At 44.9% G+C, this 16,276-nt stretch carries 19 protein-coding genes and 2 tRNA genes; 12 read left to right on the forward strand and 9 right to left on the reverse strand.

Annotated features, from left to right (window positions below; translation table 11 throughout):
• Positions 1 to 4 precede the first annotated feature (4 nt).
• The 3 genes from BP688_RS04425 to BP688_RS04435 are packed head-to-tail and all read left to right on the forward strand — an operon-like array spanning position 5 to position 1,904.
• Positions 5 to 871, forward strand: coding sequence for a damage-control phosphatase (locus BP688_RS04425; protein ID WP_290596552.1), 867 nt, complete (start codon positions 5 to 7; stop codon positions 869 to 871).
• Positions 868 to 1,452 carry a cysteine-rich small domain-containing protein gene (locus BP688_RS04430; protein WP_290596551.1) on the forward strand — a complete coding sequence of 195 codons (585 nt, stop codon included), beginning with the start codon at positions 868 to 870 and terminating at the stop codon, positions 1,450 to 1,452. The genes BP688_RS04425 and BP688_RS04430 overlap by 4 nt, the downstream gene beginning before the upstream one ends.
• Positions 1,440 to 1,904 (forward strand): Brix domain-containing protein, encoded by a 465-nt coding sequence (locus BP688_RS04435; RefSeq protein ID WP_290596550.1) that lies wholly within the window; start codon positions 1,440 to 1,442, stop codon positions 1,902 to 1,904. The genes BP688_RS04430 and BP688_RS04435 overlap by 13 nt, the downstream gene beginning before the upstream one ends.
• Here the strand turns inward: BP688_RS04435 and BP688_RS04440 are convergent.
• The 5 genes from BP688_RS04440 to BP688_RS04460 are packed head-to-tail and all read right to left on the reverse strand — an operon-like array spanning position 1,882 to position 6,174.
• Positions 1,882 to 2,325, reverse strand: coding sequence for a bifunctional nuclease family protein (locus tag BP688_RS04440; protein WP_290596549.1), 444 nt, complete (start codon positions 2,323 to 2,325; stop codon positions 1,882 to 1,884). The two genes, BP688_RS04435 and BP688_RS04440, sit on opposite strands and share 23 nt — an antisense overlap.
• 53 nt (positions 2,326 to 2,378) lie before the next feature.
• Positions 2,379 to 3,350: an ABC transporter ATP-binding protein gene (locus BP688_RS04445; RefSeq protein ID WP_290596548.1), complete on the reverse strand. Its 972-nt coding sequence runs from the start codon at positions 3,348 to 3,350 to the stop codon at positions 2,379 to 2,381.
• Positions 3,350 to 4,294, reverse strand: a complete 945-nt coding sequence (locus BP688_RS04450) for an ABC transporter ATP-binding protein (RefSeq protein ID WP_290596547.1) — start codon at positions 4,292 to 4,294, stop codon at positions 3,350 to 3,352. Before BP688_RS04450 ends, BP688_RS04445 begins: the two co-directional genes overlap by 1 nt.
• Positions 4,294 to 5,154: an ABC transporter permease gene (locus BP688_RS04455; protein WP_290596546.1), complete on the reverse strand. Its 861-nt coding sequence runs from the start codon at positions 5,152 to 5,154 to the stop codon at positions 4,294 to 4,296. Before BP688_RS04455 ends, BP688_RS04450 begins: the two co-directional genes overlap by 1 nt.
• 9 nt (positions 5,155 to 5,163) lie before the next feature.
• On the reverse strand, positions 5,164 to 6,174 hold the full coding sequence (locus BP688_RS04460) for an ABC transporter permease (protein WP_290596545.1): 1,011 nt from the start codon (positions 6,172 to 6,174) through the stop codon (positions 5,164 to 5,166).
• 80 nt (positions 6,175 to 6,254) lie between these two features.
• Between BP688_RS04460 and BP688_RS04465 the strand changes: the two genes are divergently transcribed.
• From BP688_RS04465 to BP688_RS04485, 5 genes are all read left to right on the forward strand, one after another.
• Complete coding sequence (locus BP688_RS04465; RefSeq protein ID WP_290596544.1) at positions 6,255 to 7,034, forward strand: MinD/ParA family protein; 780 nt, start codon at positions 6,255 to 6,257, stop codon at positions 7,032 to 7,034.
• 39 nt (positions 7,035 to 7,073) lie between these two features.
• The gene (locus BP688_RS04470; protein WP_290596543.1) at positions 7,074 to 7,751 is read left to right on the forward strand and encodes an RNA ligase partner protein; all 678 of its coding nucleotides are present in this window, start codon (positions 7,074 to 7,076) and stop codon (positions 7,749 to 7,751) included.
• Between the two features lie 60 nt (positions 7,752 to 7,811).
• Positions 7,812 to 8,762: a methenyltetrahydromethanopterin cyclohydrolase gene (gene mch / locus BP688_RS04475; RefSeq protein WP_290596542.1), complete on the forward strand. Its 951-nt coding sequence runs from the start codon at positions 7,812 to 7,814 to the stop codon at positions 8,760 to 8,762.
• A 59-nt stretch (positions 8,763 to 8,821) separates the two neighbouring features.
• Positions 8,822 to 8,893: transfer RNA gene (locus tag BP688_RS04480), tRNA-Arg, on the forward strand.
• Between the two features lie 82 nt (positions 8,894 to 8,975).
• Complete coding sequence (locus tag BP688_RS04485; protein WP_290596541.1) at positions 8,976 to 9,428, forward strand: aminoacyl-tRNA deacylase; 453 nt, start codon at positions 8,976 to 8,978, stop codon at positions 9,426 to 9,428.
• Positions 9,429 to 9,466: 38 nt separating this feature from the next.
• Here the strand turns inward: BP688_RS04485 and BP688_RS04490 are convergent.
• From BP688_RS04490 to BP688_RS04500, 3 genes are all read right to left on the reverse strand, one after another.
• A tRNA-Met gene (locus BP688_RS04490) sits at positions 9,467 to 9,541 on the reverse strand.
• 27 nt (positions 9,542 to 9,568) lie between these two features.
• On the reverse strand, positions 9,569 to 10,210 hold the full coding sequence (locus BP688_RS04495) for an endonuclease V (protein WP_290623257.1): 642 nt from the start codon (positions 10,208 to 10,210) through the stop codon (positions 9,569 to 9,571).
• Complete coding sequence (locus tag BP688_RS04500; protein ID WP_290596539.1) at positions 10,210 to 11,286, reverse strand: histone deacetylase family protein; 1,077 nt, start codon at positions 11,284 to 11,286, stop codon at positions 10,210 to 10,212. The genes BP688_RS04495 and BP688_RS04500 overlap by 1 nt, the downstream gene beginning before the upstream one ends.
• A 71-nt stretch (positions 11,287 to 11,357) precedes the next feature.
• Here BP688_RS04500 and BP688_RS04505 point away from each other — a divergent pair, with 71 nt between their 5' ends.
• Positions 11,358 to 11,942: a nitroreductase family protein gene (locus BP688_RS04505; RefSeq protein WP_290596538.1), complete on the forward strand. Its 585-nt coding sequence runs from the start codon at positions 11,358 to 11,360 to the stop codon at positions 11,940 to 11,942.
• Positions 11,943 to 11,995: 53 nt separating this feature from the next.
• Positions 11,996 to 13,075, forward strand: coding sequence for an NADH:flavin oxidoreductase (locus BP688_RS04510; RefSeq protein ID WP_290596537.1), 1,080 nt, complete (start codon positions 11,996 to 11,998; stop codon positions 13,073 to 13,075).
• Here BP688_RS04510 and BP688_RS04515 read toward each other — a convergent pair.
• A complete protein-coding gene (locus tag BP688_RS04515) occupies positions 13,053 to 14,432 on the reverse strand; it encodes an alkaline phosphatase family protein (protein ID WP_290623256.1) in 1,380 nt (459 codons plus the stop codon). The genes BP688_RS04510 and BP688_RS04515 overlap by 23 nt on opposite strands.
• Before the next feature lie 181 nt (positions 14,433 to 14,613).
• Here BP688_RS04515 and BP688_RS04520 point away from each other — a divergent pair, with 181 nt between their 5' ends.
• On the forward strand, positions 14,614 to 15,813 hold the full coding sequence (locus BP688_RS04520; RefSeq protein WP_290596535.1) for an ammonium transporter: 1,200 nt from the start codon (positions 14,614 to 14,616) through the stop codon (positions 15,811 to 15,813).
• An 11-nt stretch (positions 15,814 to 15,824) separates the two neighbouring features.
• Positions 15,825 to 16,151, forward strand: a complete 327-nt coding sequence (locus tag BP688_RS04525; RefSeq protein ID WP_290623254.1) for a P-II family nitrogen regulator — start codon at positions 15,825 to 15,827, stop codon at positions 16,149 to 16,151.
• The last annotated feature ends 125 nt before the right edge of the window (positions 16,152 to 16,276 follow it).

Genomic DNA, 16,276 nt, shown 5'->3' on the forward strand with positions numbered 1-16,276 from the left:
GCACATGAAAATTTCCCCCCTCTGCCCTTCATGCCTTCTCGGAAGGGTATACTATGAAGCGAAGCTTGTTACCGACGATGAGGAGGTTATTGCTAAATGTGTAGAAGAATCCCTCTCAATTTTGGCTGAGAACTTTCCGCTCAAACCTATCAATGCTCATCTCGCTACCAGAATTCACAGGAGGGTTTATGAGATTCTCGGCGTTGATGATCCCTATTTGAAGGTGAAAGAGAATGCAAACAGGGTTGCTCTGGAATCACTACCTCTGGCAGAGAAAATAGTTAGAGGGTCTGAAGACCCTTTTAAGACTGCAGTTATCATTTCAATCGTCGCAAATACTTTCGATTACGGTGTTCAGGGTCACAAAGTTGTTGAAAGGGATTTTCAGGAATTCCTTCTCAGGAAAATTGAGGAGGGGTTAGCCATTGACAACGTATCGAGGCTGAGAAACCTCTGCAGCGGGAAGGTGGTTTATCTGACCGACAATGCGGGAGAAATAGTGTTCGACACCCTTCTGATGAAGGAAATTAAAAAATACTCTGAGAAGCTTACTGTTGTTGTGAGGGGGAGGGCAATCATAAGTGATGCCACCACTGAAGATGCAAAACTCGCAGGTGTTGAAAAGATAGCAGATGAGCTTCTGACGAATGGAAAAGGAGCAATTGGTATTATAAGGGAGGAGCTGCCTGAAGAAACGCTAAAACGTCTTGAAGAGGCTGATGTGATAGTTGCGAAGGGGATGGCAAACTACGAGTGTCTTTCAGATGCCGAATTCAAGCCAATTGCATTCCTGCTAACAGCCAAGTGTGAGCCTGTGGCGAGGGATATTGGAGTTGAAGTTGGAGATATGGTCGCAAAGGTGGTTGAATGAAGAACGAGAGGGAGCGAGCCCTTATTGACCTCTTTGCTGCAATGGAGGACTTTGCAGGCTCAGCTCTCGAATGCTACCACTATCCTTGTCACTTCGAGGGGCAGGACTGCTCTCTCTGCTACTGCCCTTTCTACCCATGCCTGATTTACCGGCTCGGTGGAGAACTCATCGTCTCATCCACCGGCAGCTATGTCTGGAGCTGCAAAAACTGCAGATGGATTCATGAGAAGGAGAGTGTTGAGGAGATAGTCACATATTTTTCAGCTTTCTCCAGGCAGTTTCTTGTGGAAGCAAACTGGCGTTTTTTCAGCAAAAGCCTTCAAGAAATTCTTTTCGGTATGGAACTTGGAAAAGAGGAGAAGAGTGGGGTATATAACCTGATGCCCGCAAACTTTTACGGTTGTGAATGCAAACCAGCAAATTCCGGAGAATTTCTCGATGTGATCATTGAGAATTTCATTATAAGCTCGGTAAAGAAAATAGAGAGTATGGATGAAGCTAAGGGAATCGTAATCCCTGAAAAATCCGGAAATATGATTCTTGGAATGATTGAGGACGGTTTTGTGAGATGTATATTGTAACAACGTCGAGAAAACCTGGCAGAAAGACGAGGAGATTTGCAAAGGTTATTGCGAGATTCTTTAACTGGAGATACATTAACAGAGGTAAGATGAGCTTAGAGGAACTCAAATCTATTTCAGAAAACTTCTGGATCATTTCGGAGGTTAAGGGTAATCCTGCAATAATGAGTTTATACAGAAAGGGTGAGGAGGTGTTGAGAATGGGCTTTACGGTCAGCAACATAAACAAAATTGAAATGGACGATAGTGCAGTGGTTTTTCAGGGCAAAACTCCGATAGACCCGCTTGTGTTTGGTGCCATACCGCAAAGCAGAGCGGGAATAAAGCTTGTGAGAAAATTCGATTTTCCAAAAAAAGTTATTGTCAGAGACAATATCTGGCAGCTTCTCTATCAGGACGAAGTTGTTTTCACGATGAGAATACTTTATATCAAATCCCGAAACCCTCACTAAAGTCCACAAACTCGGATGGTAATTCCTCACTTCCAGCCTCATCCATGACTTCATCCTCGACAAATATGGGACAGGCAAGTCTTAACGCAATTGCTATGCTGTCGCTCGGCCTTGCATCAATTTCTATCGTTTTATCGTTTTGCTTCAGAACCAGTCTTGCATAAAATGTATTATCTATAAGGTCATCAATCACAATCTTCTCAACTCTTGCATTTAGCTTGCTTATGACATCAACCATCAGATCGTGTGTCATCGGTCTTGGAGGAACATCCCCACGCAGTGCATAGTAGATTGAGAGAGCTTCTGCAAATCCTATATAGATTGGCAAAACCCTGCCGTCCTCTGTCCTGAGTACAACTACAGGAGAACTACCAAATACGCTTTTCACGGCAAATAACCCATACACTTCCGCCACGAGCACAAATCAATTTACGGTATGAAATATTAAATATTTTTTGCTATGAAACTGAAGTGTTAAAAGGTGAGTTCAAGTGGAAAATGACATGCGAAGAGGTGTCTGTCTCCCTCAAGCTCAGGTTCATCCTTTCTGCAAACATCCCTCGCAAAGGGACATCTGGGGTGGTATCTGCATCCCGGTGGTATATCAATTGGATTGGCTATATCCCCAATAATCTCCACTCTTTTCCTCCTCTTCATGAAGCTGGGGACTGAAGAGAGTAAAGCAGCGGTGTAAGGGTGTCTTGGATTGTGTATAACCTTCCTCGTCTCCCCTATTTCGACAATCTTTCCGAGATACATCACCGCTATTCTGTCTCCTACCAGCCTCGCCACTGACAGGTCATGGGTGATGAAAATCATACTCAAATCATACTCCTCTCTGAATGACATGAGCAAATCAAGAATTGCCGCTCTGAGGCTTACATCAATCATTGATACCGGCTCGTCTGCGACAACGAACTCCGGCTTTAGTATCATTGCCCTTGCAATTGCAACTCTCTGCCTTTGCCCACCGCTCAGCTGGTACGGCATTCTGTTGTAAAACTGCTCTCCCGGCAGCCCAACTCTGTCGAGCATAGCCATAGCCATCTCTTTTGCCTCCTCACCTTCGGCAATTCCATGTACTGCTAAAGAGTCTTCAAGATGTTCTCCTATTTTCATTCTTGGATTTAGGGATGCATATGGGTCTTGAAATACCATCTGGATGTGTCTTCTGAGTCTTCTCAGCTCATCCTTTTCCATTGAGGTGACTTCCTTATCCTTAAAGTATATTCTACCATCTGTGGGGGTTTCAAGCCCGACAAGAATTCTGCCAGTTGTGGTTTTCCCACATCCACTTTCACCAACCAGTGAAAGAACTTCTCCTTTCTGAACATCGAAGGTTACACCATCAACTGCCCTTACGAAATCTCTTCTTTTTGTAAGCAGAACCTCGATGGAGGATTTCTGCACTGGGTAGTATTTCTTCAGTCCTTCAACTTTGAGCATTATTTCACCTCGAAAAGCCAACATTTTACGTATCTGCCGTCAACGTCAACACCCGGCGGTTCCTTCATGCACTTTTCCGTTGCTAAAGGACATCTTGGTCTAAATCTGCACCCCTCTGGTGGTTTGGCAAGGTCTGGAGGGAATCCGGGTAAAGGCTTGATCTCTCTGTCAACCCATACATCTGGAACCGATTCGATAAGACCTCTTGTGTAGGGATGCATGGGTTCTTTCGTTAGTCTATCAGCATCTCCCATTTCAATGATCCAGCCAGCATACATCACAGCTATTCTGTCACTTCTCTCGGCAGCGAGAGCAAAGTCATGGGTAATAAGCATTATCGCCCTTCCCTCTTTTCTCATTTCATTGAGCAAATCCATTATCTTTTCCTGAACGATTACGTCAAGAGCTGTTGTAGGCTCGTCAGCAATTAGTAGCTTCGGATTTAGGCTAACGGCCATTGCTATAACTACTCTCTGTCTCTGTCCACCACTCAGCTGGTGAGGGTAGGACTCAACTCTATCGGGGGGCAAACCTACCTTTTCGAGCATTTCTCTTGCAATCTGCCATGCCTCCTTTTTCGTAACATCAATGTGCTCCATCAAGGTTTCGGTTATTTGGTCACCAATTTTTTCGAGCGGGTCCAAGCTGGTCATTGGGTCCTGAAAGACCATTCCTATTTCCTTCCCTCTGACCTTTCTCATTTTTTCCTCGCTCAGGCTCGTAAGTTCTTTGCCGTCAAAGTAAATTTTACCACCTGCTATCTCTCCGGGAGAGTCTATCAGCCTGATTATCGAGTAAGCGAGGGTAGATTTACCGCATCCACTCTCGCCAACAATTGAGATAAAGTCTCCCTTTTCAAGGGATAGCGATACGTTGTCAACTGCCCTGATAATTCCCCTCTTCGTCCTAAAGAGCGTTGTCAAATTCTCCACTTCGAGCAGCATTATCTTTCCCTCCTCGGCGCATAAATTTCACTGAGTCCCTCTCCTACCAGTGCGAATCCAAGTGAAAGAAGCATCACCATCAGACCGGGGAAAGTTATCATCCACCAGTAGCCAGCTGGAAGGTAAGGTCTTCCTGAAGCAAGCTCGAAACCCCAGTCAGGCGTGGGAGCGCTGACAATAAATCCAAGGAAGCTCAGACCTGCCTCGGTAAGTATCGCATCTGCAACGCTGAGGGAGAAGACAACAACCAGTGTGGGGATAAGGTTGGGGAAGATGTATTTTCTCATAATTCTCCAGTCTGTAGCTCCGATCGCCCTGGCAGCCTCGACGAATAGAAGGGATTTGAGACTGAGAGTTTGGCCGCGTATCATTCTGAAGTATGTGGGGACGTAAACAACTGAGATCGCAACGACCGCATTGAAAACGCTTGGACCGAGAACGGCAGCAATGGCAATGGCAAGAATCAATCCAGGAAAGGCATACATACTGTCCATCAGTATCGAAAGAACTCTATCAAGCTTTCCACCGAAGTAACCGGAAATAAGTCCGAGGGGCACACCAATAATCATTGAGATGATAGAGGCTGAGAAAACAACAGCCAGAACGACTCTTGATCCGAATAGAATTCTGGAAAATACGTCTCTTCCAAGATTATCTGTTCCCATAAGATGCTTCGCACTTGGAGGCTGTAAAACATCTCCGCTCGACTTTATTGGGTCATAGGGAGCTATAAGTGGTGCAAAAATGGCCATAAGAGCGACCGTTATGACTATCCCCAATCCCGTCAAAACCATATATCTTCCTTCAGCCTCTGGAAGGAAACTGAATATCGTTGTTGCAAGATTCCTAACCTCTGCCATTCGATCACCTCAGTACCTGATCCTCGGATCGAGCAGTGCGTATATCACGTCCACCACCAAGCTTATCAGCGCAACAAACATCGCGTAGAAAACTATTGCTCCCTGAACTGCAGTGTAGTCTCTGTACTCAATCCTTTCTATCAGAAAAGTGCCCATACCTGGCCATGAGAACGTGGATTCGGTCAGCACCGCACCCGCAAGAAGTATAGCGAACTGCAATCCCATCAAAGTAACAACTGGAATAAATGCATTCTTCATTGCGTGGAAAATTACCTTTCTTTCTCTCACACCCCTTGCCCGGTATGCCCTTATGAAGTCTTGGCTAAGAACATCAATGAGGTTGTTTCTCACCAGCCTCGTGTATGCCCCGGAGAGAACGATGCCGAGTGTTAATGATGGTAAGGCAAGGTGCGAGAGGGCATCCATCAATGAGGTTAAATTTAGCGTAAGGATACTGTCAAGAACGTACAAACCTGTGATGGTTTCAGGCGAATTTCCGGGTGTTATTCTGCCCCCTATTGGGAGCAGTTCAAGATAAACACCAAAAAGCATTTGCAAAAGCATCCCGAACCAGGGAATAAAGAGTGTATAGGCAATTATACTGTATATCCTCATTCCTGAATCAGTTTTTGAACCTCTTCTGAAGGCAGCAATCGAGCCAGTAATTATGCCGAGAAGAACGCTCAAAACAAATCCAAAAATTGTCAGTTCAAGAGTTGCTGGAAAATGATCCATTATTTCGGCAATTACTGGCCTTTTACCCCAAATCATAGATTTTCCAAGATTTCCCGTGAATACCCCTGTCAGATACTCAATGTATTGAATGTGATAGGGTTTATCAAGTCCCGCCTCGTGTCTCAACCTCTCCAAGACCTCCTCGGGGACTTTTTGGCCTACCATCGAAGTTATTGGGTCACCGGGGATAATGCGGAGTATCAGGAAAACCAAGGTCAGGAGAATTATCACTGTCGGAATTACCATTAAAAACCTTGTTATTATGTAAGCTCTCAATGATGACATCGGTTGCATGACATTGGTTTGATTTAAAAATTTATCTGTCTATGGAAAAATTTAAATTATTTAAAACATAGCAACAAAAGATGTTAGAAACAATAGTCGTCACCTCCGGCGGAAATATGGAAGGAAAAACCACATTTGTCATGAATTTAGCTGTCTTACTTGCTCAAAACGAATACGAGGTTACCGTTATTGACTTTGACCCCTCTATGGTTGCCCTTAACAACATTGCTCAAATAGAAGACATTCCCCTCACATTGAACAATTTTTTCAGTGGAGAGGTAGGACTTGACGATATCATCTACAGCGGATTAGCGCGTGTGAAGGTCATCCCCGCAGGAATGAAGTTGAAAGACCTTAGGAAGAGGGAGAGAATCAAGGATGTGCTTGAAAGAATCGCTGACGAATCAGATATTCTTATCCTCGATGTGCCCGGAGGTTTGGATGAAGAGATGATCATTGCCATGTCAGCCAGCCTTTCCCAAATAATTGTTCTTCAGCCAAAGGTTGCGTCAATTAGAAATGCAATTGCGGTAAAAATGGTTGGAGATAAACTCAACACAGAGATGATGGGTGTTGTTGTGAACAAGTATTATGAAAATCCTGAAGTAGAAATTGACGACATTGAGAAACTCTTTGGTGAAATTCTGGCACTGGTTCCTGAAGATGCATCTGTGAAAAAAGCCCTCTCCTACAGCCGCCCAGCTGTTGTCGCATCGCCGATGAGTGAAGCATCTAATGCTTTTAAAGAGGGGGTTGAGAAAATTTTGGAAAAGCTAAGTAGTTTTGGTGAGAGGGAATTGGACAAGAGAGATTTAATTTCGAGAAAGAGGTTGCTCGGTACATTTGTTGGGCGAGGCTGACGGGAAAATTACTTATATTGACAGGATAACTTTTTTTGAATGCGACAGAGATTTGTTCTGGATACCACAGCGATAACAGATGCTGGTTTGAGAATTAAGGAGGGCTACGAGTCTCTCTGCGAGTCGGCAACGGAAGTGCTTAATCTGATTGCCCTCGCAAGGTTAAAGCTCGACATTAGCTGTTATATCCCCTATCCGTCGGTTTACACAGAATTGACGAGCTTTTTAAAAAGGTATGAATGTGATGAGGACATTTTTACAAAACTGGATACTTGGCTCGTGAAAAAGACGCCAAATAGGTATGAGGTCAAGATACCTGCCGCCATCTTCTACGAGTACATCATAACTGTCCGGCAAAAGATGAACAGGGGTAGAAGGCTGGCGGAGGAGTACATCCTTGAGGCGTCGGCAATTTCATCGAAACTGGAGGATAGGAGCAACATTGAGGCGGAAATTGGAAATCTTGTTTCCAAGTTCAGAGATAAATTCAGGTCTGTCATGAGACAGGGGATTTTAGATAGTGCTCCAGACCTCGATGTGCTTCTTCTGGCCAAGGAGTTAGAAGCTGGAGTTGTGAGCAGTGATGCTGGAATCAGGAAGTGGAGTGAGAGACTTGGATTGAGATTTGTTGAAGCTTCGAAATTTCCGAGAATGCTTAAAGAATACTTGAAGCTTATGAGTTTAAAGGATTCCGAGATGCGAGAAGAGTTAGAGTGAAGGAAACCTAAAAGATAAAAAATAAAAACTCGAAAGAAAGGTTAAGGCTGAGGTGATAAAGTGCTGAGCATAAACGAAATTGCTGCAGAAATTGTTGAAGACATGTTAGATTATGAAGAGGAACTTAGAATTGAGTCTAAGAAGCTTGAGAACGGTGCTACGGTTGTGGACTGTGGAGTAAATGTGCCTGGAAGTTACGATGCTGGAATAATGTACACGCAGGTTTGTATGGGCGGTCTGGCTGACGTTGATATTGTCGTAGATACTATCAGGGATGTGCCCTTTGCATTCATTACAGAATACACAGACCATCCAGCAGTCGCATGTCTCGGAAGTCAAAAGGCGGGATGGGCTATAAAGGTCGAGAAATACTTTGCTATGGGGAGTGGGCCTGCGAGAGCACTTGCCCTGAAACCCAAGAAGACCTACGAGCAGATTGAATATGAGGATGACGCTGATGTTGCGGTTGTTGCCCTCGAAGCCAGCCAGCTTCCAGATGAGAAGGTTATTGAGTTCATAGCCAAGGAATGTGAAGTTGATCCTGAGAGTGTCTACGCTCTTGTTGCACCTACAGCCTCTATTGTTGGAAGCGTGCAGATTTCAGGAAGGATTGTCGAGACCGCCATTTTCAAGATGAACGAAATCGGTTATGATCCAAAGCTCATTGTGAGTGGTGCTGGAAGGTGTCCCATATCGCCAATTCTTGAGAATGATTTGAAAGCTATGGGTTCAACAAATGACAGCATGATGTACTATGGCAGCGTATTCCTTACAGTGAAGCAGTATGATGAGGTTCTCAAGAACGTTCCAAGCTGCACAAGTAGGGACTACGGAAAGCCCTTCTACGAAATATTCAAGGCTGCCAACTATGACTTCTACAAGATTGATCCTAACCTCTTCGCACCAGCCCAGATTGCAGTTAATGACCTCTCAACTGGCAAAACGTATGTGCATGGAAAGCTGAACGCTGACGTACTTTTCCAGTCCTACCAGCTTGTGCTGGAAGAGTAAATTTCTCTTTCTTTTTAAACGGAAGATTTATTTTTCTGCGGACCAAGACGCAACTTGTTGCCCCCGTGGGGTAGCGGATATCCTGAGGGGCTGCGGACTCCTCGACCCGGGTTCAACTCCCGGCGGGGGCATCATCATTTAACTCGGAAGTGAGGCAGGCTGAGAGGCATCAGACCGTGTAAAGATTTAAGTTGTCATCACTCAACTTGACCCATGAAAGATTCTGAATGGCTGAAAGCATATCTCCAAAACAACGAAATCAAAGCCAGAGTTGTCGAAACTGGAAAGGTCTCAACTGTTGATGAAGCTGCGAGAGAGATGAACTGCGATAAGAGACAGGTCATTAAATCCTTGGTTCTTGTAACGGAATCTGGCAGAGCAGTAGTCGTCGTCGTTGATGGTAAAGCTTCCGTTGACATCAAGAGAATCAGAAGGTTACTGGGAGAAAATGTGAGAATGGCTGAGAGAGAAGAAATTGTTCATTACACGGGGTTCTCTGCAGGTGGAGTTCCACCAGTAGGCCATGAATGCGAAATAATTATTGACAGAAGAGTTCTGGAGAATGAAATTGTTTATGGCGGCGGTGGAGACAAATACCACCTCATAGAGATTAATCCCAAAGAAATCCTTAGGATGGGAGCAAGAGTTGAAAAAGTTAGGAAGTGAGGTAAACAATAAAGCGGGGGAGGTGGGGGCAGAGCGAATAGCGGGGCGTGGATTTGAACCACGGATCTGCGGGTTATGAGCCCGCCGGGATTACCTGACTACCCCACCCCGCTTCATTAGAGTCTTGAGATTACTGTTATTTAAGCTTTGAGGTTACTCTTTTTCACCGCACTGGCGAGGTTGTGTGCAGCCCTCACCGGCTCCGGAAGTTTGTAGCCTTTCAAACACATCTGAACGATCTTCAGGGACGTTTCAGGTGAGATATAGCTTCCGGGAGAAATGTAGATTGGTTTGCACCTCTTACAAGTCTTCAGGACGTAGCCAATCGTCTTGTCTCCTTCTTTCAGTTTCACCAATCCCCCCTCTTCCACCACATCTCCATACAGTCTTTTTTTCGTTATTCCAACCGCAGGCTTTCCAACGGATATAGCTATGTAAGTCGCTAAACCACACCTTCTTGGATGTGCTATCCCGCTGCCATCCACCAAAATAATGGTTCTCTCCTCAACCATCTTTTTAACAACCTTTACTGCCGGTTCACCTTCTCTGAACATCAAAAAGGTGGGAATGTAAGGAAACTCCACCCTTTCAACACTGACAGCCTCATCAACCCTCTTAAGTTCTGGAAAGGTGAATTTTACAGCACAAGACACGACTTCATCATTCAGGAAAGCCTGATCAACACCCACAACATATTTAACCTCGTCCAGAGAGTACATATCTTTCAGAACCACCTTTCTCGCAAGTTCCTCCTGAATTGCTTTCAGCTTTTCAAGATTCATTAAAAGCACTTCCAGTATTTTGAATGTATTTTTTTAACATCCTCAATATTGGTTCTTAGCTTAACGAGTGAGGACTCTCTTTTCCTCCATGCAAGCTCTGCAAGATAGTTTTCCGGCTCACGAATGCATGATATATCCATACCAGCCATTGCGGCGATAATTCCGAGGTTGGTATAGGGTAAAGCCCCCTCAACACTGTAACCACCTTCAAGAACAGCTACGAGTCTCCCTTTGCAATGTCTCTCAGCCATCTCAACTGCCCTTCTCATCATCTCTGCATATCCCCTCGCAGTCAAAGCCAAGCTCGTAATGGGATCGGTAAAGTGGTTATCCTGGCCAGCAGAGACTGCAATGAACTCAGGCTGAAATTCATCAACGACCGGCTGAATTACCTCTTCTACGACTATCATATACCCCTCATCACCCGTTCCCGGTGGGAGTGGGATGTTGACTGTGTATCCCTCTCCTCTTCCAATCCCACACTCCTCAGGATAGCCAGTTCCGGGATAGAGCGGCATCTGGTGAGTGGAGATGAAAAGAACCCTGTCATCCTCGTAGAATATCTCCTGAGTTCCATCTCCATGATGAGCATCCCAGTCGAGAATAATGACCCTATCAAACCCATTCTTCAGCAACCATTTCACCATTATCGCCATGTTGTTGAGATAACAAAATCCCGCACCGATGTGTGGTTTTGCATGATGCCCCGGAGGTCTAATCATTGCGAAAGCGTTATCCACTTCTCCATTCAGCACTGCTTGAGCTGCCCTGATAGCACCGCCAGCAGCAAGAAGGGCACGGTCAAAAACGCCTACAGGGATGTTTGTGTCCCAGTCAATAATTCCGCCCCTTTTACTCTCCTCCATCAAAAAATCAACGTATTCACGGGTGTGCACCTCAAGAACATCCTCGATGGATGCTTTAAAGGGTTCGAGAATCCTGATGTTCTCCGAATCAAAAATACCCTCCTCCCTCAACTGATCCATTGTGTATGCCAGCCTTTCCCTCCTTTCAGGATGTGTCGGACTCTGCTCGTGCTTCAGGTACTCCTCATGGAATACGATTCCTGTAATCATCTGAAACAAATGAGCGTGAGAATATAAAGGTGTTTTCAAAATGTTTTTATCTTACCTTCATCGTTAACTTTATGGAATTGTTCGAGTGTGTTGAAAGGGTGATAAAAACTCGAAGAAGTCACAGAATGTATCTTGAAAAGCCGGTTGAAAGAGAGAAGCTTGAGAAAATTATCGAACTTGCAATGTGGGCGCCTTCAGCCATGAACAGGCAGCAGTGGTTTTTTGTTGTCGTTTCAGGTGAGAGGCTGAAAAAGCTCATAGATATAGTCCAGAAAGGGTATGATCATATCCTCCCACGTCTTCAGAGGTTCTTTGCTGAGACGCCGAAGGTAATAGAGCAGACAAAAAGGTTCTTCAAAAATCTTGGAAACGCTCCTGCAGCTGTATTCGCCTATTACACCCCAACTGGTGATGATTACAGCGATGTTCAGAGTGTTGCTGCTGCCATCCAGAATATGCTTCTTGCTGCCCACTCTCTTGGCCTTGGAACGTGCTGGATGACCGGACCAGTTCATGTTGAGGATGAAATAAACAAAGCTCTTGAGGTGGAAGGAAAAAAGCTCGTTGCTGTTATAACTGTTGGATACCCAGCAAAAGAGCCACCAGTTCCTCCGAGGAGGGATGTTGACAAGAAGGTTGTCTGGCTTCTTGATTGATGCTCTACGAATTTTTGTGGAAAAATACTTATCTTTACTCGCACAGTAAGTCTATGCTGTTCACCCCAGCCGAAACTGAAAATCTTAAAATGAAGAACAGGCTTGTAAGATCAGCGACAGCAGAGTCAATGGCAACTAAGGAGGGTTTTGTAACTCCTGAGCTGATAGAACTCTACAAAAAGCTCGCTGAAGGTGGTGTTGGTACAATTGTTACTGGATACATGTATGTAAGCGAAGATGGAAGATCGTCATACAAGATGACTGGGATAAGCAGGGACGAGCACATTGAGGGGTTGTCGAGGCTCGTTTCTGAGGTAAAGGACGTTGACAGAGATGTCGTTTTTGTAGCTCAGATTGCTCATGCAGGCAGACAGACACTGCTCGGAAATGCCATCGCACCCTCAGCGGTAAAAGACCTTTTTACAGGAATTGAGCCAAAGGAGATGACGGGAGATGACATCGAGAGGGTTATTGATGACTTCATAAACGCGGCAATCAGAGCTGAGAAGGCAGGGTTTGATGCGGTGCAGCTTCACGCAGCCCACGGATACCTGCTCAGCGAGTTCATATCTCCATACACTAACAGAAGGAAAGATGAATACGGGCAGGAGAGGGCAAAAATCTTGCTCGACATATTCGAGGGGATACGGGAGAGGAGCAAAATTCCAGTGATGATAAAGATGAACGCATGCGATTTTATTCCGGGTGGCCTCGAGATTGACGAAGCTGTTAGAATTGCAAAGCTTCTCGATGATGCAGGATTCGAAGCGATAGAGGTAAGCGGGGGGATGTATGAGTCAATCTACCACAACAGATACAACGTTGTCAGCCAGAAGGTTTCGAAGAGTGGTGAAGCCTACTTTAAAGAATACGCTTTCAGAATCAAAGATGCGGTTAGCATGCCTGTCATAGCTGTTGGAGGGATAAAAAGTCTTGAAGTAGCTGAATCGCTGCTTGAGAAAGTTGATTTTGTTTCAATGTCAAGACCGCTCATTAGAGACCCCTATCTGCCGTTGAAGATGATGAAGGGTGAGGTTGATAAGAGCGACTGCAAATCCTGCAATTTATGTTTAGCAGCCATATTCGAGAACAAACCGCTGGATTGCTACGCTAAACGGAAAGAAGATTCATAACTGCTGGTAAAATCTCTGTAATTTCTCCTTCTTCTTTCTGAACTTCTTTTTGGCCATTTTTGTGGATTAAGCCAAATCCCGTAGACTCTTCAAAGTGTAATCCTCCGTGAGCACCTTTATGGTCAGCTTTCTCAAACTCGAATCCACGTTTTGCGGTTATTACGAAATCTCCACAGCGTTCGCTTCTCATCAGCCCCTCTATCCGCTGCTTTGCCCTTGGATAATCACTGCTGAACTCGTAGTCATTCAACGGAACAACTTCATCCCTATTCGAGAGGTAAATACGCCCTTTTTGCTTGAAGAAAATGAACTCCACACTTTCAAAGGATTTAAGGGCTTCAAGCACATCTTCCTGCCTTTTCAGTGCATATATATGAGCCATTCTCGGACCGCTTGGAGCAAAGACTACTTCTCCGGTCTTTCCGGTTCTTTTCTCGTACTCCCGAAGGTCAAGATTTGTGAAAGCGTTAATCCCCTCCCTCTCAAACTCCTCCGCGAGATCAACATGGTATCTCTCACCGTCTTTCAGCCTTATCTGTCCGTGATCCGTGACGATGGCGATGATTGGGTCGTAGTTTCTGGAAATCCCTTTGTACAGCTTTTCAAGCTCCTCATCAGCATCTCTTACAGCGTCCTCAGCAGAGTCGTATATGTATGGCTTACCTTCCTCCCCCTCAAAGCTGTCAGGGCCGAATAGGTGTGAAGCAGCATCAGTTTCCATAAACCAAGTAACTCCAAATCTGCATCCCGCTCCTACTGCCTTCAAAGCATTTCTAACAGCAATCTCGTGCTGCAGGACATGTAAGGGAAAGAGTTTCAAAATCAACTTTTTGATCCATGAGCTCTTCTTCTTTCCTCTGTATCTGGCAAATCTCCTGAGGAACATCAGTTTGCTCGCCACTCCCACACCCTTATCCTCTCCCGGAGCTATAAAGCTCATTTTAATATCCGCCCCCTTCCTGACCAGATCCACGCTGAAGGTTTTCAATCCATGTTCTTTTGCCATTTCAAATCCCGTTTTTGCCAGCAAGTGCTCATCGTTTAAATTGGTTGAGGCATCTATCCAGTTGTCTGGCATTGTGAGCTCGAAGTCATATCCTATGTACTCACCAGACCCTCTGTCGAACCATGCTTGTCCGACAAGTCCATGCTCGCCCGGATGTTTTGCAGTAGATATGGATGCATGACCACTCACGGTTGCTGAAGGGAAAACTGAGTAGCACTTTTTTATCACAAGGGCCTCTTTAGAAATTTCTTCAATGAAAGGGAGTTTACCGGAGTTATACAACTTCCAGAAAACGTTGTGGTTTACACCATCCAGTACAACAATTACTGCACATTTCACAAACTTTCTCACCCATCTTTGTTGATAATGCTATCTGGTTAGTATATGAATTAGTTAAATTAACATAAAAAATTGTATTAGGTAGCAATGTATTTGAAGAAAACTACAAAAAACTCTAAGAAAATTAAATTTTATTTAGAATGTAACAGAAAGTATGAGAAAAATTTTTAAATCCACCCAAAATTTTGAACACATGGATAGCGGAGATACGGCATGGATACTGGCATCTACAGCCTTGGTTATGTTAATGACTCCCGGAGTTGGTCTGTTTTACTCCGGTATGGTCAGGAGAAAGAATGCAGTGAATATGATAGCTCTTAGCTTTGTTAGTCTAATATTTGTCAGCGTCCTATGGGTTGCCTATGCGTACTCATTAGCCTTTGGCAATGACGTCTCAGGAGTCATCGGAGATGCCAGTTACGTTTTTCTGAACGGCGTAGGGCTTGAAGACGCGGAGGGTTTGACAATACCCCATCTCGTTTTCGTGATATATCAGATGATGTTTGCAGTAATAACAGTTGCAATTTTGACTTCAGCAATCTCTGAGAGAGTTAAGCTTTCTTCGTTCATCGTCTTTAGCATCCTGTGGCTCACCTTCGTTTATGCTCCCTTCGCACACTGGCTATGGGGTGGGGGATGGCTTGCAAAACTCGGAGCAGTAGACTTTGCGGGGGGAATAGTGGTCCATATAAGCTCTGGCTTTGCAGCTCTCGCTCTCGCATTGGTAGTCGGAAAGAGAGGTGGGTTTGATGAATACTCGATCGAACCACATAACGTCCCGATGACCTTGCTCGGTGCAGCTCTGCTGTGGTTCGGGTGGTTTGGATTCAATGGAGGGAGCGCTCTTGCAGCAAACGGGCTTGCTGCAAATGCAGTAGTTGTAACGAACACCTCTGCAGCCATAGCTGCAATAGTCTGGATGATAGTTGGGTGGATTAAGGGTAAGCCCGGCAGTCTTGGCATAGTCAGCGGAGCAATTGCAGGTCTGGCAGCGATAACTCCTGCAGCGGGTTTTGTTGATGTGAAGGGTGCCTTTGTAATTGGAATCGGTGCCGGAATTCTCTGTTATCTCGCCATGGATTTCAGGATAAGGAGGAGAATAGACGAGAGCTTGGATGCTTGGGCTATACACGGTATCGGTGGAGTCTGGGGTAGTTTAGCAGTGGGGATATTTGCAGTGCCACAAGTAAACTATTACACAGGCTTGCTGCTTGGAAATGCGGAGCTACTGAGAGCTCAGGTGATAGCAGTCATCGCCACTGTTGCATACGCCTTTGTTGTCTCTCTTGTGCTTGCAAAGATCGTTGATATTGTGATGGGGCTGAGGGTTACCGCTGAGGAAGAATACGTTGGCTTAGACATCTCGCAACACGAAGAGGTTGCCTACACGTGAGGTGGATTGGTATGAAGATGGTTGTGGCCGTAATAAGGCCTGAAAAGCTGGAGTGTGTGAAAAAGGCTTTGGAGGAAAAAGGAATTGTAGGTATGACAGTAACCGAAGTGAAGGGAAGAGGAGAGCAGAAGGGAATCAAACTCCAGTTTAGGAGTAGAGAGATTGAAGTAGACATGCTACAAAAAACGAAAATAGAGATAGTTGCGAGCGATGAGGAGGTCGAGGAGATAATAGACACCATAATGAACTCGGCAAGAACAGGAAAATATGGAGATGGTAGAATCTTCGTCCTACCAGTGGAGAAGTCAGTAAAAATAAGAACTGGGGAAACCATATGACTTCTTAATTTTTTACCTCAGAAGCTCAGTTTTCTAAACCCCAAACACCATTTCTCCTCCAAAAAATTTTATAAGACAAGAGTAATTTTAGCTATGGAAAATGCTGTGTATAGTCCCAAAAAATT

The organism is Archaeoglobus sp. UBA230, assembly GCA_002507545.1.
In the GTDB taxonomy this organism is placed as follows: Archaea; Halobacteriota; Archaeoglobi; order Archaeoglobales; family Archaeoglobaceae; genus Archaeoglobus.

What these genes read in the sequence shown, in the direction of transcription:
- BP688_RS04495 (WP_290623257.1), bottom strand. Translation starts at nt 10,210, where the DNA reads ATGAATCTTGAAAAGCTGAAAGCAATTCAGGAGGAACTTGCGAGAAAG.
- BP688_RS04470 (WP_290596543.1), top strand. Translation starts at nt 7,074, where the DNA reads ATGCGACAGAGATTTGTTCTGGATACCACAGCGATAACAGATGCTGGT.
- BP688_RS04510 (WP_290596537.1), top strand. Translation starts at nt 11,996, where the DNA reads ATGCTGTTCACCCCAGCCGAAACTGAAAATCTTAAAATGAAGAACAGG.
- BP688_RS04455 (WP_290596546.1), bottom strand. Translation starts at nt 5,154, where the DNA reads ATGGCAGAGGTTAGGAATCTTGCAACAACGATATTCAGTTTCCTTCCA.
- BP688_RS04445 (WP_290596548.1), bottom strand. Translation starts at nt 3,350, where the DNA reads ATGCTCAAAGTTGAAGGACTGAAGAAATACTACCCAGTGCAGAAATCC.
- BP688_RS04485 (WP_290596541.1), top strand. Translation starts at nt 8,976, where the DNA reads ATGAAAGATTCTGAATGGCTGAAAGCATATCTCCAAAACAACGAAATC.
- BP688_RS04460 (WP_290596545.1), bottom strand. Translation starts at nt 6,174, where the DNA reads ATGTCATCATTGAGAGCTTACATAATAACAAGGTTTTTAATGGTAATT.
- BP688_RS04500 (WP_290596539.1), bottom strand. Translation starts at nt 11,286, where the DNA reads ATGATTACAGGAATCGTATTCCATGAGGAGTACCTGAAGCACGAGCAG.
- BP688_RS04520 (WP_290596535.1), top strand. Translation starts at nt 14,614, where the DNA reads ATGGATAGCGGAGATACGGCATGGATACTGGCATCTACAGCCTTGGTT.
- BP688_RS04505 (WP_290596538.1), top strand. Translation starts at nt 11,358, where the DNA reads ATGGAATTGTTCGAGTGTGTTGAAAGGGTGATAAAAACTCGAAGAAGT.
- BP688_RS04465 (WP_290596544.1), top strand. Translation starts at nt 6,255, where the DNA reads ATGTTAGAAACAATAGTCGTCACCTCCGGCGGAAATATGGAAGGAAAA.
- BP688_RS04450 (WP_290596547.1), bottom strand. Translation starts at nt 4,294, where the DNA reads ATGCTGCTCGAAGTGGAGAATTTGACAACGCTCTTTAGGACGAAGAGG.
- BP688_RS04430 (WP_290596551.1), top strand. Translation starts at nt 868, where the DNA reads ATGAAGAACGAGAGGGAGCGAGCCCTTATTGACCTCTTTGCTGCAATG.
- BP688_RS04435 (WP_290596550.1), top strand. Translation starts at nt 1,440, where the DNA reads ATGTATATTGTAACAACGTCGAGAAAACCTGGCAGAAAGACGAGGAGA.
- BP688_RS04525 (WP_290623254.1), top strand. Translation starts at nt 15,825, where the DNA reads ATGAAGATGGTTGTGGCCGTAATAAGGCCTGAAAAGCTGGAGTGTGTG.
- BP688_RS04425 (WP_290596552.1), top strand. Translation starts at nt 5, where the DNA reads ATGAAAATTTCCCCCCTCTGCCCTTCATGCCTTCTCGGAAGGGTATAC.